Annotated in this window: 21 protein-coding genes and 1 riboswitch; of the genes, 7 read left to right on the forward strand and 14 right to left on the reverse strand. The window is 43.5% G+C overall.

What is annotated here, in order from left to right; genetic code table 11:
• Positions 1-60 precede the first annotated feature (60 nt).
• The 8 genes from I3252_RS02815 to I3252_RS02850 form a co-directional block, all read right to left on the reverse strand.
• The gene (locus tag I3252_RS02815) at positions 61-759 is read right to left on the reverse strand and encodes a class I SAM-dependent methyltransferase (RefSeq protein WP_238034147.1); all 699 of its coding nucleotides are present in this window, start codon (positions 757-759) and stop codon (positions 61-63) included.
• Positions 760-947: 188 nt separating this feature from the next.
• A complete protein-coding gene (tenA, locus tag I3252_RS02820) occupies positions 948-1,595 on the reverse strand; it encodes a thiaminase II (protein WP_238034148.1) in 648 nt (215 codons plus the stop codon).
• Between the two features lie 138 nt (positions 1,596-1,733).
• A riboswitch (TPP riboswitch) is annotated at positions 1,734-1,853 on the reverse strand.
• A 372-nt stretch (positions 1,854-2,225) separates the two neighbouring features.
• A complete protein-coding gene (locus tag I3252_RS02825; protein ID WP_238034149.1) occupies positions 2,226-3,152 on the reverse strand; it encodes a bestrophin family ion channel in 927 nt (308 codons plus the stop codon).
• Positions 3,153-3,362: 210 nt separating this feature from the next.
• Entirely contained in the window at positions 3,363-4,136 is a 774-nt protein-coding gene (gene map / locus I3252_RS02830) for a type I methionyl aminopeptidase (RefSeq protein WP_238034150.1), read from the reverse strand.
• A complete protein-coding gene (locus tag I3252_RS02835) occupies positions 4,129-4,335 on the reverse strand; it encodes a ParD-like family protein (RefSeq protein WP_045446174.1) in 207 nt (68 codons plus the stop codon). The genes map and I3252_RS02835 overlap by 8 nt, the downstream gene beginning before the upstream one ends.
• Before the next feature lie 178 nt (positions 4,336-4,513).
• Complete coding sequence (gene rpoD / locus I3252_RS02840; RefSeq protein ID WP_045452235.1) at positions 4,514-6,430, reverse strand: RNA polymerase sigma factor RpoD; 1,917 nt, start codon at positions 6,428-6,430, stop codon at positions 4,514-4,516.
• A 531-nt stretch (positions 6,431-6,961) separates the two neighbouring features.
• Positions 6,962-9,124: a CHC2 zinc finger domain-containing protein gene (locus I3252_RS02845; RefSeq protein ID WP_238034151.1), complete on the reverse strand. Its 2,163-nt coding sequence runs from the start codon at positions 9,122-9,124 to the stop codon at positions 6,962-6,964.
• Positions 9,125-9,332: 208 nt separating this feature from the next.
• Positions 9,333-10,532 carry an outer membrane protein assembly factor BamD gene (locus tag I3252_RS02850; protein ID WP_238034152.1) on the reverse strand — a complete coding sequence of 400 codons (1,200 nt, stop codon included), beginning with the start codon at positions 10,530-10,532 and terminating at the stop codon, positions 9,333-9,335.
• Positions 10,533-11,312: 780 nt separating this feature from the next.
• Between I3252_RS02850 and I3252_RS02855 the strand changes: the two genes are divergently transcribed.
• From I3252_RS02855 to I3252_RS02865, 3 genes are all read left to right on the forward strand, one after another.
• Positions 11,313-12,563, forward strand: coding sequence for an RluA family pseudouridine synthase (locus tag I3252_RS02855; protein WP_087815550.1), 1,251 nt, complete (start codon positions 11,313-11,315; stop codon positions 12,561-12,563).
• Positions 12,564-12,669: 106 nt separating this feature from the next.
• Positions 12,670-13,635: a polyphenol oxidase family protein gene (locus tag I3252_RS02860; protein WP_238034153.1), complete on the forward strand. Its 966-nt coding sequence runs from the start codon at positions 12,670-12,672 to the stop codon at positions 13,633-13,635.
• An 86-nt stretch (positions 13,636-13,721) separates the two neighbouring features.
• On the forward strand, positions 13,722-14,324 hold the full coding sequence (locus I3252_RS02865) for a flavodoxin family protein (RefSeq protein WP_060490918.1): 603 nt from the start codon (positions 13,722-13,724) through the stop codon (positions 14,322-14,324).
• Between the two features lie 109 nt (positions 14,325-14,433).
• Here the strand turns inward: I3252_RS02865 and I3252_RS02870 are convergent, their stop codons facing one another.
• Entirely contained in the window at positions 14,434-14,619 is a 186-nt protein-coding gene (locus I3252_RS02870; protein ID WP_193011000.1) for a hypothetical protein, read from the reverse strand.
• A gap of 640 nt (positions 14,620-15,259) precedes the next feature.
• Between I3252_RS02870 and I3252_RS02875 the strand changes: the two genes are divergently transcribed.
• The 3 genes from I3252_RS02875 to I3252_RS02885 all read left to right on the forward strand — a co-directional run bounded on the left by I3252_RS02875 (position 15,260) and on the right by I3252_RS02885 (position 19,233).
• Positions 15,260-16,729, forward strand: a complete 1,470-nt coding sequence (locus I3252_RS02875; protein ID WP_238034154.1) for a cytochrome c — start codon at positions 15,260-15,262, stop codon at positions 16,727-16,729.
• 165 nt (positions 16,730-16,894) lie between these two features.
• The gene (locus tag I3252_RS02880; RefSeq protein ID WP_238034155.1) at positions 16,895-18,496 is read left to right on the forward strand and encodes a flavin monoamine oxidase family protein; all 1,602 of its coding nucleotides are present in this window, start codon (positions 16,895-16,897) and stop codon (positions 18,494-18,496) included.
• A gap of 104 nt (positions 18,497-18,600) precedes the next feature.
• Positions 18,601-19,233 (forward strand): cytochrome c, encoded by a 633-nt coding sequence (locus tag I3252_RS02885; protein WP_238034232.1) that lies wholly within the window; start codon positions 18,601-18,603, stop codon positions 19,231-19,233.
• Positions 19,234-19,388: 155 nt separating this feature from the next.
• Here the strand turns inward: I3252_RS02885 and I3252_RS02890 are convergent, their stop codons facing one another.
• The 5 genes from I3252_RS02890 to tolQ all read right to left on the reverse strand — a co-directional run bounded on the left by I3252_RS02890 (position 19,389) and on the right by tolQ (position 23,528).
• On the reverse strand, positions 19,389-20,690 hold the full coding sequence (locus I3252_RS02890; RefSeq protein ID WP_238034156.1) for a translocation protein TolB: 1,302 nt from the start codon (positions 20,688-20,690) through the stop codon (positions 19,389-19,391).
• Positions 20,691-20,781: 91 nt separating this feature from the next.
• On the reverse strand, positions 20,782-21,225 hold the full coding sequence (locus I3252_RS02895) for a hypothetical protein (RefSeq protein WP_238034157.1): 444 nt from the start codon (positions 21,223-21,225) through the stop codon (positions 20,782-20,784).
• Between the two features lie 61 nt (positions 21,226-21,286).
• Positions 21,287-22,249, reverse strand: coding sequence for a cell envelope integrity protein TolA (locus tag I3252_RS02900; RefSeq protein ID WP_238034158.1), 963 nt, complete (start codon positions 22,247-22,249; stop codon positions 21,287-21,289).
• Between the two features lie 75 nt (positions 22,250-22,324).
• Positions 22,325-22,783: a protein TolR gene (gene tolR, locus I3252_RS02905; protein WP_201501381.1), complete on the reverse strand. Its 459-nt coding sequence runs from the start codon at positions 22,781-22,783 to the stop codon at positions 22,325-22,327.
• Positions 22,784-22,787: 4 nt separating this feature from the next.
• The gene (gene tolQ / locus I3252_RS02910; RefSeq protein ID WP_201601586.1) at positions 22,788-23,528 is read right to left on the reverse strand and encodes a protein TolQ; all 741 of its coding nucleotides are present in this window, start codon (positions 23,526-23,528) and stop codon (positions 22,788-22,790) included.
• 445 nt (positions 23,529-23,973) lie between these two features.
• On the opposite strand from tolQ, the gene I3252_RS02915 reads away from it, so the two are divergent.
• Positions 23,974-25,269 (forward strand): NCS2 family permease, encoded by a 1,296-nt coding sequence (locus tag I3252_RS02915; protein ID WP_055124161.1) that lies wholly within the window; start codon positions 23,974-23,976, stop codon positions 25,267-25,269.
• The last annotated feature ends 335 nt before the right edge of the window (positions 25,270-25,604 follow it).

Raw genomic sequence — 25,604 nt, forward strand, 5'->3', positions numbered from 1 at the left:
AATTTTGCTCAGTCATCCATGATAATCAAATGCTAATCAAATGCTAATACACATATCAGCTCATTTTTTATAAGCACAAACAGCGACATAATCCCCACGGTCATAGCCTTCGATAACTTCTTGCACCTTGTCATTGGCATACATAGGATGGGTCAGTAAGGTTTGTGCATACTCAAAATCGACAAAACCATTGGCTTGCATCAGCGCGATTTTTTCATCAGAGGTGCGCCAATTTGCTGACTTGACCAGTTCAATAGGATAAGGGTCAGCAGGGGAGATGTGCGCAAGCAGCGGATGCTCCCAAGTATTTAATGAGCTGGCCAAATTATATAAGCTGGCAAAACCGCTTTCTTTTGGCACATCGATAACAATCAATTTGCCGCCCATTTTTAAGGCATCAAATGCTTTTTTAATACAGGCATCCAAATCGTTGATGTAGCTGACACTACCGTTAAACATAATAATGTCAAACTTATCAGGCACAATCTCACAGGTCTCGGCAGGACTAATATCCACTTGCAGACCGCGTTTTTCGGCAATGGCGGCCATGTCTTTAGAAGGCTCAATGCCGTGCTTGACATGGATATCATAATCCTGCGCCAATAGTGATTCAAATAACCCGCTACCACAGCCGATAGACAATATCTCACTGTCCTTATCTAAGAAATGAGCGACCAGTTTTAGCTCACTGGTCAGTAAGTTTTGGTTGTCAAAAAACCAGCTGTCATACGCGCTTGCGTGTTCATCGAATGCTGCCATGGTGTTTCTCCTTGAGTATTTTTTGTTGTATCGTTAATCCACTATAAAAGAGTGACAGCGTTAACTTCGCTTAAAGTATTACTCATACATCTGCACTCGGTTGTCTTATCACTGTTTTAAATTGAATCAACTATATTGAATAGTACGTGACGTTAAATTTGCCATAAAGCTAGCACTTTGCATAGGGGCTAGGACAGATCAAGCGCTTGCTGCCAAAAATTCACTTCCATACGTGAAGCAGTATTAAATAACTGTTGGAACTTGTCTGCCTGAGCGGGGTTAGCCTGTGCTAGTAGCGTGTTGATCTGCGCTTCATTCTGCGCGGTAATCGCTTGAAATTCGTCACTGGCAAAGACATCAATCCATGGCTGGTAAGGATTGTCCGCGACAAAACCTTGTTCTTTAATGCGTTTGCCAATTTCGCCATAACCCATCAAACAAGGAGCAATCGCCGCATAAAGTTCAGCCAATGAGCCTGACATTGCAGCGTCCAATAGGTAGCGGCTATAGGCAATGGTCACGGTAGACTCAGGGGCGCTTTCTACTGCTTTAAGTGGGATGTCCCACTCATGACATAAATCGAGATACATGCCAATTTCCATATCGAGCATGGCGTTGATGCCTGCTTGACCGACTCGCATTTGTGCCAGCGTATCACTCTTATACACGCTCAACGCCATCACACGGGTATAGTGAATAAGATATAAATAGTCTTGCACAAGGTAGTGACGAAAGCTGTCGGGGGCGAGCGTACCTGCCGTTAGCTGTTTGACAAAATCATGCTGAATGTAGTCATCCCATGTTGGGCAATGGTGGCGTAACGTTTGGTAGTTCATAGTATTCACTTACTGTTATAAAATGCGAGTAAGCAAAGAGTAGGAGGTGATCAGTGAGCAGGCACAAAAAAACCTTACCAGATTATGTGAATAAACTGGCAAGGCTTGCTTAGCAATAGATGCTTAAGAGGTGTGCTATAAAATGTCACGCTTGTTTCCTACGTCAGTGCTAACTGCATCAGGTTCGCGGGTAACTCTCAGCCATGATTTTGAATTGTAGTTAAAGCATCAAAAATCAAAGCACCCCGACAAGGTTTATTTTTCAGAAATAAATATAAAGTTTACATAAGTTTAAACTGCTCGTACTTAAGCAATCGGCTCTATGGTAGACGAATTCAGCCATCATTAGCAAGTGATGCGCAAAAAACCATGAATAAAGGTTGTCTTGCAAGCGTAAATAGACAGGATTTTACCTTTTATTCAGCTGGTTAAGTACCACAAGAATGGCGAGAGAAATTACTACTTTCAAATGCATTTTGTGTTCATAAAAGTTCTACTATTGCCTATATTATTTAGCTACCCAACGGTAGGATATTAAAAAATATCTTATGAATTAAGGCAATGCTTTCATGGGACACTGTCTCATTTAGCATTGATTACTTTATGCTTTATAGGCGTTCAGCTAAGAGGCTATGGTAAATAGCCATTGATAGGAGTGATGTCAGGCGGAATATCTGCCTCTTCTAGTGCTTCTCGCAGATTGATCTCGATAGTACGCGACAAAGCAGTCAGGGGTAGTTTGTTGGCGGCTAAGCCGAAAGGCTCTTCTAGCTCTTCACTGAGGGCATCCAAACCAAAAAAGGTATAAGCGATCACGGCACAAATCAGCGGGGTCACCCAACCGAGCGAGGCCACCAAGCCAAAAGGCAACATGATGCAATACAGATAGGTCGTGCGATGGACCAGCAGCATATAAGCAAACGGCAGCGGTGTATTATGAATGCGCTCGCAGGCTGCCAATACAATGGTCATAGACGTCAGGCGCTCGTCCATATTCTGTATGACTTGTTCTGATACCAGTCCTTGACGCCGAATGTCGCCGAGCTGCTTACCCATGAGGCGCATGATGTAATCAGGTAGGTTGCGCGCTTGGCGCATACTATCATGGTGTTTTGATGCGACAAAAGGCTCGACATCATGCCAAGGTGACGATCCGCGCAGGCGATGGCGCACAGCATGCGCAAAAGCAATGGTCAGGTAAACCATCGCTCGCCCAGTCTCGTGCCCATTCTCGGTATCAGCATCTATAAAAGACAGCACTTGACGGGTTAAGCTACGCGCATCATATACCAACTGACCCCAAAGCCCTCGAGCTTCCCACCAGCGTTGATAACTGGCATTGTTACGAAATCCAAGAAATAGCGACAACGCGATTCCTAGCAAGGTAAAAGGAGCCATACCATAATAAGGAAAAGAGTCAGGAAGCCAGTGCTGAATAATTGTTATAAGTGTGCTGAGAAGCGCGATCAGCAAAATTTGCGGATAAATTTTTGGAATGACAGAGCCGTGCAGGGTAAAAAGTATCTTGAGAGCGTTTGGGGTTTGCCGGACAATCATGTCAGTTTCCTATCGATGGCATGTATAAAAAAGCGATGGCAAGGGTATCAATCAGCGTATACTCAAATCATCGCGACCTATGATATCAGTAGTTACCAATATGGCAATAATAAGATGATACTTAAATACTTAAATACTTAAATACTTAAATACTTAAATACTTGAATCACTCTTGTATTACGCAGCAGCAAGGAAAACTGTAAGCACGCTTTAAAGGGTCTCTTCTTCACGCAGCGTCAGCACCTCATAACCATCGGCAGTCACCGCGATGGTATGCTCCCATTGGGCAGAAAGCTTTTTGTCTGCAGTCACCACCGTCCAGCCGTCTTTTTTCATTTTTACTTTGGCTTTGCCTTGATTAATCATTGGCTCAATAGTAAAGGTCATGCCTTGTTCTAAAACCAAGCCTGCACCTGCGCGACCATAATGTAAAACTTCAGGCTGCTCGTGCATTTCGCGACCGATACCATGCCCGCAGTATTCTCTAACGACAGAGTAACCGTGATGTTCGGCATGGCTTTGAATGGCATGCCCGACATCACCGAGCGTTGCGCCCGGCTTGACCACACGGATACCTGCCCACATGGCCTCATAAGTGTTATCGACGAGGCGTTTTGTTAAGGGCATCACATCGCCAATCATATACATTTTGCTAGAATCGGCAATAAAACCGCCTTTTTCTAAAGTAATGTCTACATTGATGATGTCGGCTGATTTTAGGACTTGGTTGCTTGAGGGTACACCATGACAAACCACTTGATTGACAGAAGTATTGAGCACGTATTGGTAGCCGTATTGACCTTTGCTGGCAGGTCGTGACTGCAAAATATCCACAATATAGCGCTCGACTAAATCATTGACAGTCATTGTAGAGATACCAGCTACCATGTGCGTATCTAGGTAAGCAAAAACCGATGCCAATAAGCGTCCAGACTCACGCATGATGGCCAACTCTTCAGGTGTTTTTAGCGTGATTTTAGCCATCGATAAGATTTCCTATATTAACATCTGCTCGTTTTAACTGCTCGCTGATGATATCGGTATAAGATGCGTGAGGATTGGCCTCGGCCAACATACCTATTTTTATCCAATACTCTGCCTGCGCGTTAATCGAACGTACCATTACCGCACTGGCTTTACGAAGCTCTTCGTGTAGCGCATCATCAATTTTAACAATACCCATTGTTTTACCTAGTATATGAAATGTATACGAATCATATATATTGTATAGTGCCATTGCAAGTTTGTTCTTGTATTTCTTAATGCAGATATGTGTTTATAGCACTCGAGCCATCAAATCGATGACACAAAAAAGCCGAGATAAACTCGGCTTTTTTATTGGTGCTTAGTTTGCTTTATTATTAATCATTCTCTAAGAACGAACGCAGATGCTCAGAACGTGACGGATGACGCAATTTACGCAGTGCTTTTGCCTCAATCTGACGAATACGCTCACGTGTTACGTCAAACTGCTTACCCACTTCTTCCAAGGTATGGTCGGTTGGCATGTCGATACCGAAGCGCATTTTTAGCACGCGTGCTTCACGCTCAGTCAGATTGCCCAATACATCACGAGTCGCTTCACGCAGACCAGCTGCGGTCGCATCATCAACAGGGCTTGAGATCGTACCATCTTCGATGAAATCACCTAGATGCGAGTCTTCATCATCACCGATTGGTGTCTCCATAGAGATAGGTTCTTTGGCGATTTTCAGTACTTTACGGACTTTAACTTCGTCCATCTCTAAGCGTTCACCTAACTCCTCAGGCGTTGGCTCGCGTCCCATTTCTTGTAGCAATTGACGTGAGACACGGTTTATTTTATTAATCGTCTCAATCATATGCACAGGGATACGGATGGTACGTGCTTGGTCAGCGATAGAGCGGGTAATTGCCTGACGAATCCACCATGTCGCATAGGTCGAGAACTTATAACCACGACGATATTCAAATTTATCGACGGCTTTCATCAGACCGATGTTACCTTCTTGGATTAAATCCAAGAATTGTAGACCGCGGTTGGTATATTTCTTCGCGATAGAAATAACCAGACGCAGGTTAGCTTCGACCATTTCTTTTTTGGCGCGGCGAGCTTTTGCTTCACCGACTGCCATACGGCGCGCGACATCTTTCATATCGTGGATTTTCATGTCGAGCTGTTGCTCGTAGTCACGAATGCGACGTTGCAATAAAATAACATCATCAGTGACTTTTTCTAGCGTACCAGCAAACGCAGGCTTACCTTTGATGCGCTCAATCAACCAATCAACGTTGGTTTCGTTGCTAGGGAAAGTCTTACGGAACTCTTCACGTGGCATACGTCCACGGCGAATGACCAAACGCATGATTTGACGTTCTTGCTTACGCACATCATCATAGACATCATGCATGATAGCCATGACTTGGTCTGATAAGCGATTGTTCAACTTTAGCATCATAAAGCGTTCGGCAAGTAAGGCATAAGCAGTATCTGCTTCTGTGCTACCACGGCCATAATCTAGCAAGGCTTGCTTGGCTTTAATAAATAAGTGTTCGATTTCTTCTAGACGCAGACGTACTTCTTCAGGATCGATACCGCTGGTTTCTTCTTCAGCTTCCTCTTCAACGTCGTCTTCATCCTCGTCCTCATCATCAAGCGCCGCTGCTTTGGCTTTTGCTTTGATCACAGGCGGATTTTCTTTCTCTTCTTTTATGCGTTCACGTTCTTCTTTTGCTGCCTCTTTTGCTTCTTGGGCAGCGATTTTGTCTGCTTCGGTCTCAGGATCTAAAAAGCCAGTAATGACGTCAGAAAGCTTTTTTTCGCCATCTTGTACTTTTTGATACTCATCAAGGACGAACTGTACGGTACCCGGCCAGTAAGACATCGCATGCTGTACGTCACGAATGCCTTCTTCGATACGCTTGGCAATGGCGATCTCACCTTCACGGGTCAATAGATCAACCGTACCCATTTCACGCATATACATACGCACAGGGTCAGTGGTGCGACCCGGCTCAGTCTCAACAGAGGCCAATACCGCCGCTGCCTCATCCGCTGCCATGTCATCATCACTTGAATCGTCGTTCATCAAGATGTCATCGGCATCAGGCGCAGATTCAAAGATTTTGATACCAACGTCGGTCAGCATTTGCACAATATCTTCGATCTGATCGCTTTCGGTAATAGAGTCGGGCAGTTGGTCATTCACCTCAGCATAGGTAAGATACCCTTGCTCTTTACCCATTTGGATTAAGGTGGCCAGTTGAGATGTGGACTTAGAAACTGACTTATCGTTCATAAATACTCGCTTACTTGCATCGGACATTTTTATATTGTGACGCGCTATCGCTCGCTCAGTGCGTTGATATAATCAATCGATTCATCAATATATGGCGTAGAGGTTGTCAATAATATCAAAAATGAGTTGATATGAATAAAGGCTCAAAATACTACAATTACAATGCTAAAAAACTGCTAGAAATTAGTAACGCTAAAAAGTCTTCAAGATAACATTATCTAAAAAATAATATATAAAGATAACGGTACCTAAAAACGGATACTTCAAAATAATATCTAAAATTTGTGCTTAATGAGGCGGAGTATCGCCATCTATTAAATTGGGCTATAAATAGTTAGCGACACAGTTTAACACACACCAGCGTAATCAAGCACGAGGTAGTGATATCTACCGACCGTTTTTTACTGATTATTTTATATCAGCCAAATGATTAAATGGCAATACATGCTATTGGGCATAATCATTAGTAGTGGGGGCAGCCGCTATACTTTTAAAGGGTTAGAGATTTTTTAGCAAAAATAATGGCAAACGTTAAGATTTGACGGTAACCATCTGCGCTGACTGCTCAGCTTGCTGCGCGCGTAACCAATCATTTAATAATTGCGACTGCTTACGGACAATCGCCAGCTTAATATGGTCAGGATTTTTAATCAGATCTTGAGTCTTCTTCTTCATATGTAATTCTAGAAGTTGACTGACTAACTCTTCGATTAAACCATCAAGGCTTAAGATATTTCGTGTAATAAGCGCTTTATAAAAACTACCCCAACTACGGCTAAGCGTCTCTTGGGTGGTAGGCGTTAGATTAGATAAGATAAAGTGCGCTGCCGCGTTAACATCTTTTGGTAAATAATTAAGACAGCGCTTAATGGTACTAACGATATCCAGCAAGGCGATATCTTGCAAATCTTCCCAAGCAATGGCGCGCAAAGCATCAGGCGAGGCTTTTTGTTTGATGTGTGCTGGCAACTGTAAGCCGTTGATCCCTGTCTGCTGCCAAATAGCTTCAATAGGATCTTCAGTCAAGGCGCGTGGCTGGAATAAAAAACACAACTGCAACTGCTGACTGGTAGTCATCTCTCCATCAAAATCTACCAGCGCATCTCTTGCATCTTTATTTTGGCTGCGTTTACCGCCAAGCTTTTGATAGATATCATTGTTCAGCAAATAGCGAAAGCTACTACCTTTAGGTAATGCAGTGGTCAAGGCACGTACTTGTGACATGAGCTTGGCTTTGCCTTCTGCCAAGGTTAAATCGTAACGCTCGCTTAAATACGCAAAAATATACTGTGACAATGGCATGGCATTCGCGATTTGCTCACGCATGGCATCGCCGCCCTGACTCTTAATAAATGTATCAGGATCATGATTATTTGGTAGGGTCAAAAACCGCAACTCTTTATCATCGGCCAGTACGGGTAGGGCAACTTCAAGGGTACGCCAAGCCGCTTTTTGTCCCGCGCTATCACCATCAAAGCTCAAGGTTAGGGTTGGGTTCAGCGTCAGTAATCGTGATATTTGACTCTCATTGATCGCCGTACCCATCGAGGCGATTGCCCCATAAATGCCCGCTTGGTAAAGGGCAATCACATCCATATAGCCTTCGACCACCAGCCAGCTGTCGGCACGTTGTTGGCGTGATTCGTAATAGCCATACAGCACATGCTGTTTATGAAAAACGGGTGAGTCAGAGGAGTTGATATATTTAGGTTTTACTTCATCATCGAGCGCGCGCCCACCAAAACCAATGGTACGTCCTTGATTGTCTCGAATCGGGAAAATGACCCGATCGCGCAGTAGATCATAATCGCGACCTGACTCTGACTGGCGCACCAAGCCAAGCGCTTTTAAGCCTTCAATGTCCTGTGGAAATTGATGTTCAAGATGCTGCCACCCAAAGGGCGCATAGCCTAAACCAAAGGTTTCAAAGATGTCTTCGGTGATGCCACGCGATAAAAAATAGTGCTTAGCATGCGGATGAAGGGTGAGATTGTGCTGATAAAACTGCTGGATTTGCTCTAACAGCTCATACAGGTTACCGTCTTTATCGGAAACGCTATGATCCTCGTACAATGCCGCAGCGTCAGTATCGCCACCTGTCAACCATTCTGGCGGATAGCTATGATCATCCTGGTAGTCTGCGCCATAAGAATCTTCTGGATAAGATGCTGAGTCGTAAGCATCTAGCGGCGGATACCCATCGTAGCCGTTGTTACTGTCGTGATAAACGGGTTGATCGGTATCGCCGTACTGGTTTTGTTGCTGAATAGCCGAAGTAGCGTTAATAGAAGGTACATTAATTGTTTGAGCAGGACTTTTAGCGTCGATAGTCGGATTACGTATTGGCGGTGGTGCAATCGGTTTTGATACACGGCGCTGGTAGCTGACGTTTTGTTGCTCTTCTTTTGGGACTTCGATGCCTGTCTGCTTTGATAGCTCATTAACCGCTTCAATGAACGTTAAATTTTCGTAATCGCGTAAAAAACTGATGGCATTACCGCCGACGCTACAGCCAAAGCAGTGATAGATGTTTTTTTGTGGATTGACATAAAAAGAGGGCGACTTTTCGCCATGAAATGGACAGCAGCCTTTAAACTCACTACCAGCACGTTTAAGCGTCGTATGACGCCCAATGATACTGATTAAGTCAGCTTGGCTATTTAATTGGTCGAGAATGTGATTTGGAATACTCATGCAAAAAACAGTTTACCATAGGTGTATTATCTTAAGCATAGGCAATATCGGGCACAAACAATATTGGGCATAGATAATGAAACAGAAACAGAAAAAATAAGGCCAACTCTGTCGTTGACCTTATTTTTTTCATGATGTGCGTTGATGTGCTAAAAAGAAGAAACGTTCTCTTAATTAAAGAAAAGACGTTGCCTCAAATCCAGCGCATTTATTCATCATTCATATCGACATCTGCTGGCATGATATCAATCCCTTGAACAGGCAATGTCGTACGGCGTACAGGATTGATGTTTTGCGGATCGACATTGGCTTCTCTTGCCGTAGAGCCAGTGCTCGATTGGCTAGTAATGCGCTCAGCGGAAGCTTCAGGCAGACCCAAGCCGACGTTAATGCCAGTATTGGCGCGCACAGGTGAAGTACCTTGCGCTGCACTGGCTGCTGCATTATCGCTTGGCAGTCTCAATTGACTGGCGTTACGAATAACCTGAGTTTTGGTCGCGCCGTTATAGTCGCCTGTCGCAACTGATGAAGTATCTTTGTTAAAACGACTTAACTGTCCAAAAGTCAATTTGTTGATGAAAGAACGCTCACGTTTGGTGTCGAGTTTAACGCGTCCATTAGCACTTAACATGTTGGGATAATTAATCTGCAATAGAGTTTTGTATTCTGCTGCCAAATCAGACATACCCAATTTGTCATAGCTATAAGCTAAGACCGCGATTGCGTCTGGGATGGATTCACTAAGTGGATAGTATTGAAACACCCATTTGGCACGGTTAACAGCAGCGACATAAGCTTCGCGCTCGATATACCAGTTGGCGGCACTCATCTCACTTTCAGCAAACTGATTGTAAATGAAAGTCATGCGCTGAGCGGCATCTGGCGCGTAAGGGCTGTTAGGGTACTTATTAATAAGCTCTTGAAAGTTAGCGAATGCAATACGTAAATAGGCGGTATCACGCTCAGCTTGATTGAGCTTAAACAGTTTTAGACCTTCTGATGAGCCTTGCATATTGGCCACGCCGCGCACATAGTAAGCGTAGCTGACTTGCGGATTAGAAGGATACAGATTAATAAATTGCTCAGCGCTGGCAGCTGCCATTTCATACTTACCACTGGCATATTGTGCGTACATCATGTCGAGTAATGCTTGCTCAGCGTACTGTCCAGTAGGATAAAAAGTGCGCAGATTGGTCAAATCTTCGATGGCTTGTGTATAGCGGCCTTTATCAATCTGGGTAATGGCGTCGTTATAATAGTTCTGCTCTGATTTTTCGGCAGTTTCTACCGCATCGACGTCTTTACCGCCAGTCAGATTTTTGAAAGTCTGACAGCCCACTAAGTTTACGCTTAGCGCAAGTAGGGTTATTGAGGACAGTTTGATAAACGTATTGCCAACAGCTTGCATACTTCTTCTCCGACACAAGACGTATAATAGCAGCGACGCTATCATACTAGATATTAGGTTAATGATAAAAAACGATGCGTAGGCATCAATAGTGGTCTGTCATCTACTATGTCAATCATCGGACATACCAGTTATCGTTATTAAAAAACGCTTGATGGCATAGGGTTTATATCAAACCAAATGCTTTTAATAAAAATTCGATAAGCATACAGTGGCATAGCATACAGCAAAATATGGCTATACTTTATAGAATAACGTTTGCTTCGTCTATTTTTTCGCCATCTATATTGTACTTAATCCAATCGTGCTCATCGAATTTGAGTCAGTATTGTACAGTTATTAGTCTACTGCAACACAGATGCGATATGCTGCTGCTCGCAATGAGCTGTACACCAGCGCATGTCAGTTTGGCATTTTAACATGAGCTGCTGTCACGAGCGATATCGAATGTCGCTGACACTGACAAATATACAGTAAATTACAGCAATGTCATATTTTAGAGAGTTAAGTACGGCGCTGACGCTCACCGCGGTATAATCAAAAAATGACAGATAACACACAGCTTCTATAGGGCTTAGGCGCTTGGCGTGATACACTAGCACGGTATTGCCTCCGCTTTTTTCGACGACGATCGCTTTTATGATAAGTGATTGATAGCGAATGGCCTTTCGTTTTTTATAGCGTTACGCTTAACACTTTATTAGAAATTTCTCAAAAGCTACCTTTCAAAACCATGTCAGGCGCTTTGCCATATATAAATCTGCTATGAATAATAATGCTATGACTACCCATTTACCACCGAATCAATCACGACAGACTGATTCATCAGCACAAGAGTCACCGATGCCAAATGACGTTTTAAATAATAGTGAATTACCTGACGATAATCAGTCGATGCTTGATGAGCAATGCCATAGCGATCATGTTTTAGAAGACGCTGTGTCAGAAGAAGCTATGTTAAAAGATAGTGATGTGCTTGACGATATGATAGATAGCAGCGATGAAGATGCTGACGACATTGTTGATAGCGACGATGATGAAGCGTCAGCCGCCGGTCAAGTGGTGCCAGTAATTATTAATATGACGCATACGGTTATAGAAGACGAAGCTGGTTTACGTATTGATAAATTGGCTTCAAAAATATTTACCGATTTTTCACGTGTTCAATTACAAGGTTGGATCAGTGATGGCAGCCTGCTGTATAACGGTGGCGTGCAAAAACCGAAAATTCGTGTCAGAGCGGGTGATGTGCTGCAGTTAACCACCACATTAGAGCAGCATAGTGAAGATCAACCAGAAAATATAGACATCGATGTGGTCTATGAAGATGATGACGTATTGGTCATCAATAAACCTGTTGGCATGGTAGTGCATCCTGGTGCGGGCAACCAAACCGGCACCTTGGTCAATGCACTACTATATCACTATCCGCAGCAGCACCATCTGCCGCGTGCAGGTCTGGTGCACCGTATCGATAAAGACACCTCAGGGCTATTGTTGATTGGCAAAACCAAGCCAGCACAGCTTGCGCTGATGGAGCAACTAAAGGACAAGTCGGTCTATCGTCATTATCAGTGTGTGGTAGCAGGGGATGCAGCGAGTCTATCGCGCCATCGCCGTATTGACGCCCCAATCGGTCGTCACCGCAACCAGCGTACTAAAATGACGGTAATGACGGCAGGACGTGAAGCTGTGACTCATTTACTGAATGTGACCGCGCTTAATGGCAATTATTGCCTGTTGGATGTGGGTCTTGAAACGGGACGCACTCACCAAATTCGCGTGCATTTAAGTCATGTGACTTATCCGATAGTGGGTGATCGTGTCTATGGTGGTCGTCGTCAATTGCGGGCAGGACTGACAGAAGCACAACGTCAAGCGATTAATAATTTTCCACGTCAAGCCTTGCATGCCTACACACTGGGTTTCGTGCATCCAACGACTGGTGAAGATATTGAAGTCACTACACCACTGCCTGAAGATATGCAGCAGTTAATGGCTGTGCTAAGTGATGGCTATGATGACGAATAGACCGCTCCTTGTAGGCGAGAGTGTAAAGTCGCTTGTAAAAAACAGAGCCTAGTAGTAAATAGCGATCCGTGACATAAAAATGACTCATTAAGACGGTAAATCAGCCATGACTCATCAGTTTCCTATGACATTGCTTGCACAGATTGATGATGTGGCTGTTTTTCAAACAGCTGCCTTTTCAAGCGATGATGTTGACTCACAAGACCAGCCCACAGAACAGCTAGTACGACAGCAACGTCAAGCGAATTACGGTGAGCTAAATTTAGGTTTGCATGTCAATGACGATGCTGCAAAAGTACTGAGCAATCGCATGCGTTTATTATCTGCCATCAATGAGCAGCTTGCACCCTTATCGTTGACTGCCTGCCAACAGGTACCCATCAAACGCTTACACTGGGTTAACCAAGTTCACGGTAAGCAGATTCATGATATTGATGGCACAGCGCTAGGTATGACGCCAATGTCTGCTGACGCGATGGTCAGTCGGCAACAAGGGCTTGGGCTGGCAATAATGACGGCTGACTGCGTACCGATAGTCTTATATCAGCCAGCTAGTGGTCAAATGGCAGCGATTCACGCGGGTTGGCAAGGTCTGGCTTGCGGGGTTATTCAAGCGACTGTGCAATACTTTACGCAATCGGGACAAATCCAAGCTTGGATTGGTGTTTGTATCAGTCAAGACAGTTATGAAGTTGGCGCTCAAGTTCGCAACCAATTACTAAAAGGTTGTACAGAAAATAAGTTATTGAACACAGCAAGTATTGAACATTTTGATTCGTTATATGTCATAGATTCTGTGGCTACTATTAAAGGCGGTAGCGAGACTCAACATGTACAGGATACGGTTGATAAGCTGTCAAGCTGTGACACAGTTGACGCAATGAAAATCAAGCTAAACTTACCAAAGTTGGCAGCGGATCAGCTTAGTGCGGCGGGCGTTATAGTAGATGACACCTTATCTAGCAGCTGTAGTTATACTGATGACCACTATTATTCTTATCGGCGTCAAACGCATTTGCAGCAGCCTGCTACAGGTCGAATGGCGCTGGTCATTGTACGTGGCGCTGCGTAGGATTACGCTATTTGCTGTTGCGTGCGATTAACTGTTGAACTTATATTGTTTTTATTTAACCATTTATAGCCATTATTAGAGTTTGTATGAATACACCTGCCAAATCGTCCATTACTGATAGCATACCGACTGTATCTATTGCTGTTATTTATCATAGCAACTACGGTCATACTAAGCGCGTCGCTGAAGCGATCGTTAAAGGGGCGCATCAGCAATTGCCAGCAGCACAGGCCAAAGCCGTTGATGTCCACAAGGTTGACTGGGATTATTTGGATCAGGCGGATTTGCTGGTTTTCGGTAGTGCCGTATATATGGGTAGTGTCACTGCTGAATTTAAGACTTTTATGGATGAAACCTCAAAGCGCTGGTATCATCGTAAATGGGAAGGCAAGTGGGCAGCCGCTTTTGCCAACTCTGGTGGGCTGAGCGGTGATAAGCTAGCGGTATTACAGCAGATTTCTTTGTATGCGATGCAGCATGGCATGAACTGGATTGGATTACCGCTGATGCCGACAGGTCATGAGGCTCATGATTTAAACCGTTTATCTAGCTTTTTGGGCTTGATGACCCAGTCGCTTGATGGTCCCCCTGAGGAAACGCCAGGACGGGGAGATATTGATACGGCTATTTGGTTCGGCGATCATTTGGCTAAGACAATTATCAAGCATCAGCCGGCGGCACGCCCTTGAAATAAATGGCTATTGAGTCATTCAAGGTAATTTATAATTTATTAAACATTAAAGGCAGATATCAAACCGATATCTGCCTTTTTTTGCTTATTTTATGAGTGTGATAGCACTATTTTTGATTTTTTGTACTGGTCTTATTTTGAACCTGCACAGTGGTGGCAGGCGTATTTTTGACCAAGATGCTATTGATAGGGGTGGTATTCACAGGGATAGGGCTGTCAACAAATTGAAATGATTGGCAGCCTGTGATTAACAGGGCTGATGTCAGTATATAAGCAAGAATCGGTAACTTCATAGTGGTGTCTCAGGCGGCGATCGGCAACGTGGAAATAGCGCCTATCATAAACAAAATATGGTGCGGTGCAATAGCTTGTTTCGTAGCATTATAAAAATCTGACTGATAAAAAAAGCGAGTGCTAACTTAAGTCTATGTATCTATTATGTACAACTAAAATCGATGATGACAAAAAATGAAGCAAATTTGTGACAATTATCTACAATGATAGGTTTTTCATAGAAGATATCCGACCAAAAAATAGAGCTTTAGTTACTGATTTTAAAGGTATTATTTGAATATCCTATTATTATAATATAAAAAAATATATTACGTTATCAAAAACTGATAATGATAACGCGGTTCTTTACGTTTTGTAAAAATTTGAGACCAATACGTTACTCGTTAAGTAATATTAGCGAAATAGTCTTACATTAGTAGAGTGAGTAGACATCATTTAGTAACTATGCTTATGAAGTTACTTTTACCACGCTATTTTATTAAGCATTTACTGGATGATTTGCTACCTCATTTAATGGACTATCAATTGAGTATAACAAGTCATCACTCATTAAGCCTTGCTCAATATTAAATGTTTCATCTAAATCGTTCATCCTAATAATAATTACAACACCCTAGGTGCCAGCTATATGAGGATATTATGAAGCCACTTTCTGTGATGTTATCGATGCTCGTCATCGGTATGACCTCCAGCGCTGCGATGGCTGAAGGCGCAAGCGTCGTCAATACCAGCCTAGCCAATGCTAGCTTGCCTAATGCCAGTTTACCTAATATTAGTCCAGCCAATAGCGAGCTTGTCAATCGAGGTGCTTACATTGCCCGTGCGGCCGATTGCATGGCATGTCATGGTGAAGATTATACTGGCGGTACAGCGATCGAAACGCCGATGGGAGATATCTATTCAACCAATATCACCCCGTCTAAACGTTATGGTATCGGTGATTATACCGAAACGGACCTAAAGAACGCGTTGCAAAAAGGTCGTACGCCAAGCCATATGCTTTACCCTGCCATGCCATATCCTTCTTATAGCGGCATGAAAGAAGAAGATATCAGTGCGTTGTTTGCTTATCTGCAAACCGTACCTGCTATCGATGAAGCACCGAAATATAAAACTGACCTGCCATTTCCCTTTAACATTCGCAGCTTAATGATTGGCTGGAATTTTCTCAATGTCCCGTCTACTGAAAACCGTGATGGTCTCACCGAGACGCAGCAACGTGGTGAATATATTGTCAATAACTTAGAGCACTGCGGTACTTGCCATACCCCGCGTAATAGCACTATGGGTTTCGATAAAAAAATGTATCTATCAGGTGCTCAGCTTGGTCATTGGCATGCACCAAATATCACGCCTGACGAGTCGAGCGGTATCGGTAGTTGGAGTGAACAAGATATCGTCACTTATCTGCGTACTGGTGAGCTTGACCAGCGTGCCTATGCGGGTGGTCCTATGGGCGAGGCGGTTGCACATAGTACGCGCTACTTAAAAAATGAAGATTTGAATGCCATTGCTTCTTATCTAAAAGCGGTGCCTGCTATCCAAACAGATGATAAGGTCGCAGCCATTGATGTCTCGCGTTTGCCAACACCCATTAGCGAATCTATCACTCATGATTTACTGGTGCAAAAAGATTATTTAGCCCAAGCCAAAGCGCAGGTGAGTAATGGCAGCAATTCACCAGAATCGCTATATTTGGCAGCCTGTGGTAGCTGTCACGGCGTTGACGGTTATGGTCAGCCTGATGCGCGTTACGCTCCTATCGTTGGACTCAGCAGTATTCGCCGTGAGAAACCTGATGCGCTGGTCAATATGATCCTTCATGGGGTAGAAGGCGCGACTAACACGTCACCTATCATGCCAGGGTTCTCAGATGAGCTAAATAGCGAGCAAATCGCTGGTATTACCAATTATGTGCGTGTGAATTTTGGTGGTCTCAACAGTAGTGAGGTGAGTGCTAATGATGTTGATCGTATCGCAACGACAGGTACTGACAAGCTCTTCTTAATCAAATATGCGGGCTTACTGGCAGTAATCGGTATCATCGTGGCTATTATTATCATTGTGTTTATTATACGAGCCATCTTGCGGTCTAGGCGCCGTCGTTGATTCATTGATTCTATAAAGACGATTTACATATTTATTATAGGGTAAGATCTACAGGCAACATGGTAAGGCACAACAGCTCGAAAAACAGACGTAGAACTAAGCCGAGCTGATTAATAATACATATGCCTACCGTCTTGCAGGAACGTCTACTTTAAGGACACTATTATGAAAGACATGCTTCAATCACCAACGCGGCGCCAACTGCTCTCGATGATTGGTAAAACAGCGGGCGCGACTGCGATGTATCAGGCAATGACGACGTTAGGATTTGCGTCAGAGTCGAGTTTTAAAGAGACCATGGATCTTAAAGGTGCACCTCCTGGCGCTAGTATCGTCATTCTTGGTGCGGGTCTTGGCGGGCTGACTGCAGCTTATGAGTTACGTAAAGCGGGTTACGATGTCAAAGTGCTCGAATATCAAAATCGTGGCGGCGGTCGTAGCTGGACGCTCAATAGCGGTGATAAATATACTGAGCTTGGCGGCGAAGAAGTCACCTGCGATTTTGAAGAGGGCAATTACTTTAATGGTGGACCGTGGCGTCTGCCAAGCCATCATTATGCCGTCTTCCATTATTGCAAACAGTTTGGCGTTGAAATGCAGCCCTTTATTCAAACCAATGATCGTGCTTATTTGCATCGCAGTACTCATTTCGACGGTGTGCCGCAGCGCTTGGGTGATGTGAAAAACGATATCCAAGGTCATGTCGCCGAGCTGCTATCGAAATCAGTTAACGTTGGTGGTCTTGATCGCTCGGTCAATACTGAGGACAAAGAAAAGCTATTAGAAGGTTTAAAAGGCTGGGGGGTGCTAGATAAAGAGTATCGTTACCGCGCCAGTAATGAGACCAGTAAACATCGCGGCTTTAGTGTGTTTCCGGGTGGTGGCTTGATGCCTGATGCGACGCCATCAAAACCTTTGCCGATTAGTGAGATACTAGATTCAGGTATGTGGGCAGATATTTATGGCAACCATATGACTTATGGTCATCAACCGACGATGTTTCAGCCAGTAGGTGGTATGGGGAAAATTGGTGATGCGTTCACCCGTGAATGCCGCGATATGATTGAGTTTAATGCAAAGGTCACTAAAATTCATCAAGATGACAGTGGCGTCACTGTCGATTATGTAGACAGCAACAGCCCAGATGGTGCCACCAAGACCATTCGTGCAGACTGGTGCGTGTGCAATATTCCATTAACTGTACTGACGCAGATGGATATCAATGTCTCAAAACCAATGAAGCAGGCGATGGCCGCCGTGCCTTATGAAACCTCTTATAAAGTTGGTCTAGAGTTCAACCGCCGCTTTTGGGAAGAAGATGAATGGATATTTGGTGGTCTGACTTATACCGACATGCCCATTGCTCAGATTGCTTATCCTTCACAAAATATGTTTAAAGATGGTACGGGCGTGCTACTTGGTGCGTATGGTTATGGTCCGACGTCTTATAAGTTTAATAGCTTAACGCCGCAAGAACGTATTAATGTTGCGCTTGCTTATGGTAAATACATCCATCCTCAGTATCCAAAAGAATTCCGCGCAGGGACATCAGTTGTCTGGCACCGCATCCCATGGACGCTCGGCTGTTACGGTATTTGGAATGAGTCTACCCGTCGTCAGCATTACGACACCTTGTGCAGTATTGATAATCGTATTGTGCTGGCGGGCGAGCATTGCTCACATATTCCAGCATGGCAAGAAGGCGCTATTTTATCTGGTATGGATGCCGCAAAGCGCTTACATAAAAAAGCAAAAATGCTGGTTTAATAACGCTTGGGTTATATAAATAACTATAAGATTCAGAGGCTATCATGGACAATGCAATCGTGAAGAAGGCAATCGTGGAGAAAGCAATCTTGAAGAAAAAAGTCATGAAAAAAATGATGCTCAAACTGCTGACGGTGATGCTGCTGAGTGGGATCAGCAGTGCAGCACTGTTGGGCTGTAGTCAACAGTCAGATGATGAAGTGACGGTTTCCAGTGTACAAGATCAGGATTCCTTGACAACCAATGACTATCAAGCAAGCCGAAATACGGGTGCATGGGGCGGCGTTTATATGAGCCGTGAAGAGCTTACTGCACCTGCTATCAATATTGTCGACGACAGCTCATTGCCCAATATGGAAGACGACCCAAGTATTACTGAATGGGACGCAAAGTTTGAAGGCACAAATGGCTTTGTAACGACAGATGGCAAAAAGCTGTATCACGACTCTTGTGCGGCTTGCCATATGCACAAAGGCGAGGGTGCTTACGGTGCAGGCTATTATCCGCCACTGGCGAATAACAGTAAGATGCAATCAAAATATTACATCATCGATATCTTGATTAATGGCTTTCGTGGCATGCCCTCATTCCATGGAATGATGAACGATGCGCAGATGGCGGCGGTTACTCAATATGTGGTCAGTGACCTAAATGGTTTTACCGATACCGTGACTGCTGAAGATGTGGCAAAACTGCGGCATCCCAATCCATCAGCGGGTGATCCGAGTGATGATTAATCGTGTTTACTACTTTAGTCAATAATTGTCCAATACATGCTAGTCACAAAATGATTTAACCGTGCTTCGCAATATAAAAAAGCGCCTAATTATTTATTAGCCGCTTTTTTATGAGCAAGACTTTATGAATTAAGAAAGATAATGATAAATATGGTTTATTTAGGGCTAGATGACCAAATTGGTGAGCGAGCAATGCCTTGTACAGGTATGTCAAACGATTGACCACTACTCAAAGATTTAATTGTTAATTTACCTTTGCCGCCTTGTTTTGAAGCATAAATTACATTTCTGCCACTGGGTGAAAAGCTTGGTGCTTCATCGATACCGGTATTGCCCAAGTTAGTAGTAACAGCGCCGCCACTATTCATGATCGCCGCTGAGCGACCACTTAAAAAGGCAATTTGTGAGCCATCGTTACTAAATTGCGGGCTAGTGGCATAACCGCTACTTGATACCTTAGTCGTACGTCCTGAACCAAACTCATAACGATAAATCTGTGGTTTGTTAAATCCAGTTTTGTCTGATACAAAAACAAAGGATTTGCCATCAGGCGCATAACTTGGTTGCACTTCGCTGCTTGGCCAATTGATAAGCCTTCTAGGTTGACCACCACTGGCACTCATCTCATAAATACCTGCGCTACCTTCAAAGCTGCTAGAGAATAATATCTTGCTGCTATCAGGAGAGAATGATGGACTGAGATTGCTGCCAGGGAAGGGCGTTAACGGGGTTGCACCGCCACCGCTCACACTTTGTACATAAATAACGGGATAAGATTTATCGCGTTGTACGGAATAAGCAATGCGATTGCCATCTGGCGACCATGTTGGTGAAAAGATAGAACCGGTTACTTCAGTAATGGTTTTGGCATTTTCGCCATCGGCATCCATCACTTTTAAACGTGAGACTTTTTCTTTACCAGCACCAGTCTCTTCAATATAAGCAATACGTCCTGAAAAGTCACCTGGCGTACCAGTAATCAATGCGTAGATTTTATTGGCAATGACGTGTCCAGCACGACGCATACTGTCAGGATCTTTATTTGTTGTCGAGGTTTGCTTACCCTCAAGAATTCGCCCCGATTTGACATCAATCACTTCATAATCTGTGATAATTTTACCTCGGTTGGTACGCGTGCTACCGATTACTAAGTACGGAATACCTAAATTTTGCCATACTGGCAAAGTACCCGCCAGCTCGCTACTACTGCGTGGCTGCTGCGGTAGGTTTTGGCTAGTAATTTTTAGACCTTCTTTGCTTAAGTCGTTGACGATAATCGGCGATAATACAGAATCACCAGCAAATGGCACAAAGGCGACTTGGTTTTGTTGTCTTGGCGCGGTAACAGTCATATCAAGCACCATTGATTCAGCAGCATAAGCAGGCACTGATAACAAGGGAGTGATTAACAACAGGCTTGAAGTGGCACGAAGGATAGAATGTGTAGATAGCTTCATGAAGTAATATCCTAAAATAGAAATAATTGGTTCATCATACAGGCTTAATTATTATTTATAGTGAGATTAACTGTACAACATTAGGTGTTTTTTATTGAACGTTAATTTTAATTACCAAGTCTCTAAAGCTTTCAGGTTTATTTAAGCCAATGGGTAATGGACTAGCAGATAAAGCAGCTTTTTCCACTGCCTGATTTACAGCAGGATTTGCACCTTGAGCTTTAACATATAACACATTACCTTTTTCATCCAACTTAAAGTATAAAGTAGTTGTTGATTCTGGAGTAGCAGTGGGTAGAGTAATATTACGTTTAATTTTTTCTAATATAGCTGTTGTTACATGACTCTCATTACTTAAATCATTTTTTCTAGTAGTAATAGCGGCAAACAAGGCTTTTTGATCCATAAACTCATTTTTGACATTATGGCTTTCTGGTAATGTGCCAGCGACAGAGTAGCTAGATAATAGAAAAAAAGACAGCAATAGCAGCAAAGTTGAGGTATTACGTAATATATGACACTTGCTTAAACTCATAAACCAGAACCTTAAGATAGTAGAAAATCATTAACGATATAGAATTAGAGGCTATACAAAATCAATTAATAGTAACGTTGATTGTCAAATTTGCAAAACTTTCAGGATTGTCTAAATCAATTGGCAATGGGCTAGCAGCGCGTGCAGCTTGTTCAACTGCTTGGTTGACGACAGCATTTGGACCACTAGCCTTTGCAGATTTCACGTTGCCTTTGGTATCTAATTTGAGCGACAATGACGTGGTTAGACCCTGTGTTTCGATTGGGGTATCAAGTTTGCTTTGTATTTTACTTAATATAGCACTTTTGAACTCACCAGTAGAACGAGAGGTACTGCCACTACCACCATTAGATGTTGTTGAGTTGCCGTCTGCTTCTAGATCATATCTCTGACCTGCGCTACCAGAATCACCTGTATTAATCTTTAAATTTTTATCAGTCACAGTCGGGCGTGTAATCTTTGGTGGGTTATTTTGTTTATGACGGAAATCGCCCAGCTGTTTTTGTTCTTCTATTAGCTTTTCCTTTTTGTTTTGCTCCACCTGACCATGCTCTTCTGTCACCGACTCATCTAATTGTGCTGCCCACTCTGCCATTCGACGTTCGTAGTCTTGGTTTTGCTCAAGTAAACGTTGATGCTGCTCTTCACTCATCAGCATGGGTTGACTAGCAGGATCGTTAGAGCGCGTAAAGACAGGCACACGCTGCGAGTTTGGCTGACTGGCGCTATCGCTAAAAATTTCTGATGATGAGGTGCTCGATGCACTGCTTGTGCTAGTTTCAGCTTGCATCGCGCTAGCTGCCGCTGCACGATTGGCAAGGATTTGACCTTGCATTTCAGCCAATTGCTCAGGGGAAACCATGACCGTCTCAATACTTTCCACAGTGTCGGTTTTAGTGTGTTGATAAGTATAAACGAGTATCCCAATCACGAGACCATGTGCCAGCACGCTAAGTAGCGTAGGCAATGTTAGCCCATTGCCTTCAGGTTGGGTCGGTACATAAACGACAGGAGCATTATGCATGGTAAAGATACTCAAGGACGAGGTTCATCAAATTATCTACTTTATTATAGCAAGCTGAGCGAGGAATAGGATTTATTACAATGATGGTGTGGGCAAGGGTGCGCCTGTTAATAATCCCACCTTTTGAATGCCCGCTTTTTGTAAGGTGGCCATGAGTGTCATGATAGCGCCATACTGATTGTTTTGATCGGCATTAATCATCACTTGTACGGGCTGAGCGCCTACATTGCTGCTTTGGCTTTGCAGATTGGCGAGCGTATCAATCAGCTCTGGTTCACTAATCGGCAGATCAACATTATTCTCATAGCTGATAAAAATATCGCCACTATCGGTCAAGGACACAATGACGGGTAGTTGGCTTTGGCTCATGGTATTGGTTTGCTCTTTTGGCAAGTCAACATCGACGCCCGTAATCAGCATGGGCGCTGTGACCATAAATATGACGAGCAGCACCAACATCACGTCGATGTAAGGAACGACATTCATCTCCGCATTGAGCGCTTTTTTTTCACGGCGATAGGGACTCTGTTTCATGATTTCATAGTCCTTGTGCCTGATTGGCAGTAGATTGCGTTTCTCTCGTAGCAATACTGTCTCTACCAACAGTGCTTTCTGCACTGGTCTCGCGCTGGAGCATGCCCGTCATTTCATCACAAAATAAGGCACGTGAGTCATAAAGGCGGCTTGATTTGGCGGTAAAGTGGTTATATGCCAATACGGCAGGAATCGCTGCAAACAAGCCCATAGCGGTTGCGATTAATGCTTCAGCAATACCAGGTGCGACAGAGGCGAGGGTCGCTTGCTCCGTTTGTGACAACCCTAAAAAGGCGTTCATGATGCCCCAAACCGTACCGAACAATCCAACATAAGGCGCGACTGAGCCAATGCTCGCTAGCGTGGTCAGTCCTGATTCTAATAGTTGCTGCTGACGCCCTAAACCGACTCGTAGCTTGCGCTCAACACCATCGATAATGTCATCTTTGGGTTGGCGCTTTTTATGCATTCTTAAGTATTCAGAAAATCCCACATAAAATATTTGCTCAAGTCCTTGACGTTCAGGCGAGCCTTGTACGCCTTGGTAAAGCTTGGCTAAGTCTTCACCTGACCAAAACCAAGTTTCAAACTGTTGATCGAAATTTTTGGCCGTACCAAGCCGCGCGCTCATACGAAAGATAATTACCCAGCTGAGTAAAGACGCCAATAACAATAATGCCATCACAATCTGCACCAAGAGACTGGCTTGGGTAATAAGGTCGATAATATTTAATGATTCAGGCATGTATGGGACTCATGGGTAATTAATAATAGCTGGCATGGCGCGACACGCAGACCAGATAGGATCTTTAATAACGAAAATATAATATGACAGTCATGATGCATATTGCTATCAGCCGCCTAGTGTACTGCTAAATGTTGAAAAGGTCATTTGTTAAAGTGTTAAATACCAAATAATTAACAGCTGTTTGTACAATTCATAGTATAAGGTTAATTTATATGCGGATGTCTGAAATGTTGTCTGGCTGTTATGTCTCAATTGACTGAAAAGATGGGTTTGTACCCATAAGGCACTGGTAATGATTGAATTTGTACCGCAACTTCTCTAAAATGTTGCACCTTGTTACCGCTGTCTTTTGATAATGACGTCGCCATCCATTGGCTGACGTCATATTTATTTTAGGCATCAATAAATTTGTTCTTTCACTAGCAAGCTGGGCGCGACACTTATGAATGCAATTGAACGCTATTTTGGGATTAATGGTGAAAACACCACAGTCAAAACGGAAATCCTTGCCGGTATAACCACCTTTTTGACCATGGCTTATATCATCTTTGTCAACCCCAACGTATTGGCGGAAGCTGGTATGGATAAAGGGGCGGTATTTGTTGCTACCTGTTTAGCAGCGGCAATAGGCTGCTTTATTATGGGTATCTATGCCAGACTGCCGGTGGCACTCGCACCAGGTATGGGTTTGAACGCCTTTTTTACTTACGGCGTTGTATTGGGTATGGGCTACGCTTGGCAAACTGCGCTAGGTGCTGTTTTCTTATCGGGTTGCTTGTTTATTATTTTGAGTTTGTTTAAGATTCGCGAATGGGTTATCAATGCCATTCCAAACAGCCTTAAGCAGGGTATTGTGGCAGGTATTGGTGCTTTCTTAGCATTTATTGCGCTACAGAGCTCAGGTATCATTGTCGGTCGTGATGCGACATTGGTAATGCTAGGTGACATGACCTCATTTGCACCTATGATGGCTGCTTTGGGTTTCTTTATTATTATTGGTTTGGTCTATAAAAAAGTCCCAGGTGCCGTGACGATTGGTATCTTGGTTATCACCGTGATTAGCTTGTTGACAGGCCATACACAGTTTGCTGGCATCATGTCTGCGCCGCCATCTATCACACCAACATTGATGGAGCTTGATATTGCCGGTGCGTTTGACGTTGGTATGATCAGCGTTATCTTTGCCTTCTTATTCGTTGATTTATTTGATACGACAGGTAGTTTGGTTGGTATTGCCAATAAAGCGGGTTTAATTGATAAAGACGGCAATATTCCTAATATGGACAAAGCGCTACTGGCGGATTCTACTGCTACGGTCGCTGGTGCAATGTTGGGTACGTCATCGACTACCAGTTATATTGAGAGTGCTTCTGGAGTAGCATCAGGTGGTCGTACAGGTCTGATGGCAGTGACGGTTGGCGTATTGTTTGTACTGAGTATTTTCTTTGCACCATTGGCTGGTATGATTCCTGCTTACGCCACAGCTGGCGCGATTTTCTATGTGTCGGTACTGATGTTATTTACCCTAAAAGAAATCAACTGGGAAGATTTGACAGAAGCGGCTCCTGTAGCGGTTGTTCTGTTATTGACCCCGCTGACGTACTCTATCGCTGATGGTATTGCGCTTGGTTTTATCACTTTTACCGCGGTAAAACTGATGACCGGTAAATTCTCTGAAATTACGATCCCAGTTTGGGTATTGACGGTTATTTTGCTGACCAAGTTGGTGGTTTTATAAGTTTTACTAGGATGCGGTGAGCGTTTGATATTACTTTACTGCTTTTGAGTTTTGTTACGTTAAACTCCTCTTTATTCGGAAACGATAAAGGGGTTTTTTTTGATTTAAAATGGCTCAAATTTCCCTAAATTTATTCAAGTGTTTGATTTAATAAAACAATTAATCGCCAATAGTAAATAGAAAAGTATAACCAGTGCGTCATAAGGGATAAAGTGCTGTTAACTAATTGTTTTTTAGAAATATATTAATTTGTGAAAATAAGCAATATCGTTAGTTTGAAATTTTTTTTCATGATATTATAGCCGAGTTAAGCGCATCACCTCAATCAACGCCGT

Origin of the sequence: Psychrobacter sp. Ps4, from assembly GCF_022129285.1 — a bacterium.
GTDB classification, from domain to species: domain Bacteria; phylum Pseudomonadota; class Gammaproteobacteria; order Pseudomonadales; family Moraxellaceae; genus Psychrobacter; species Psychrobacter immobilis_A.

Coding starts and splice junctions, on each gene's coding strand:
- I3252_RS02900 (WP_238034158.1), bottom strand. CDS start 22,249: ATGCATAATGCTCCTGTCGTTTATGTACCGACCCAACCTGAAGGCAAT.
- I3252_RS02855 (WP_087815550.1), top strand. CDS start 11,313: ATGACTACCCATTTACCACCGAATCAATCACGACAGACTGATTCATCA.
- tolR (WP_201501381.1), bottom strand. CDS start 22,783: ATGAAACAGAGTCCCTATCGCCGTGAAAAAAAAGCGCTCAATGCGGAG.
- I3252_RS02890 (WP_238034156.1), bottom strand. CDS start 20,690: ATGAAGCTATCTACACATTCTATCCTTCGTGCCACTTCAAGCCTGTTG.
- I3252_RS02885 (WP_238034232.1), top strand. CDS start 18,601: ATGAAAAAAATGATGCTCAAACTGCTGACGGTGATGCTGCTGAGTGGG.
- I3252_RS02825 (WP_238034149.1), bottom strand. CDS start 3,152: ATGATTGTCCGGCAAACCCCAAACGCTCTCAAGATACTTTTTACCCTG.
- I3252_RS02815 (WP_238034147.1), bottom strand. CDS start 759: ATGGCAGCATTCGATGAACACGCAAGCGCGTATGACAGCTGGTTTTTT.
- map (WP_238034150.1), bottom strand. CDS start 4,136: ATGGCTAAAATCACGCTAAAAACACCTGAAGAGTTGGCCATCATGCGT.
- I3252_RS02875 (WP_238034154.1), top strand. CDS start 15,260: ATGAAGCCACTTTCTGTGATGTTATCGATGCTCGTCATCGGTATGACC.
- I3252_RS02865 (WP_060490918.1), top strand. CDS start 13,722: ATGAATACACCTGCCAAATCGTCCATTACTGATAGCATACCGACTGTA.
- I3252_RS02880 (WP_238034155.1), top strand. CDS start 16,895: ATGAAAGACATGCTTCAATCACCAACGCGGCGCCAACTGCTCTCGATG.
- rpoD (WP_045452235.1), bottom strand. CDS start 6,430: ATGAACGATAAGTCAGTTTCTAAGTCCACATCTCAACTGGCCACCTTA.
- I3252_RS02915 (WP_055124161.1), top strand. CDS start 23,974: ATGAATGCAATTGAACGCTATTTTGGGATTAATGGTGAAAACACCACA.
- I3252_RS02870 (WP_193011000.1), bottom strand. CDS start 14,619: ATGAAGTTACCGATTCTTGCTTATATACTGACATCAGCCCTGTTAATC.
- tenA (WP_238034148.1), bottom strand. CDS start 1,595: ATGAACTACCAAACGTTACGCCACCATTGCCCAACATGGGATGACTAC.
- I3252_RS02835 (WP_045446174.1), bottom strand. CDS start 4,335: ATGGGTATTGTTAAAATTGATGATGCGCTACACGAAGAGCTTCGTAAA.
- I3252_RS02850 (WP_238034152.1), bottom strand. CDS start 10,532: ATGCAAGCTGTTGGCAATACGTTTATCAAACTGTCCTCAATAACCCTA.
- I3252_RS02845 (WP_238034151.1), bottom strand. CDS start 9,124: ATGAGTATTCCAAATCACATTCTCGACCAATTAAATAGCCAAGCTGAC.
- tolQ (WP_201601586.1), bottom strand. CDS start 23,528: ATGCCTGAATCATTAAATATTATCGACCTTATTACCCAAGCCAGTCTC.
- I3252_RS02895 (WP_238034157.1), bottom strand. CDS start 21,225: ATGAGTTTAAGCAAGTGTCATATATTACGTAATACCTCAACTTTGCTG.
- I3252_RS02860 (WP_238034153.1), top strand. CDS start 12,670: ATGACTCATCAGTTTCCTATGACATTGCTTGCACAGATTGATGATGTG.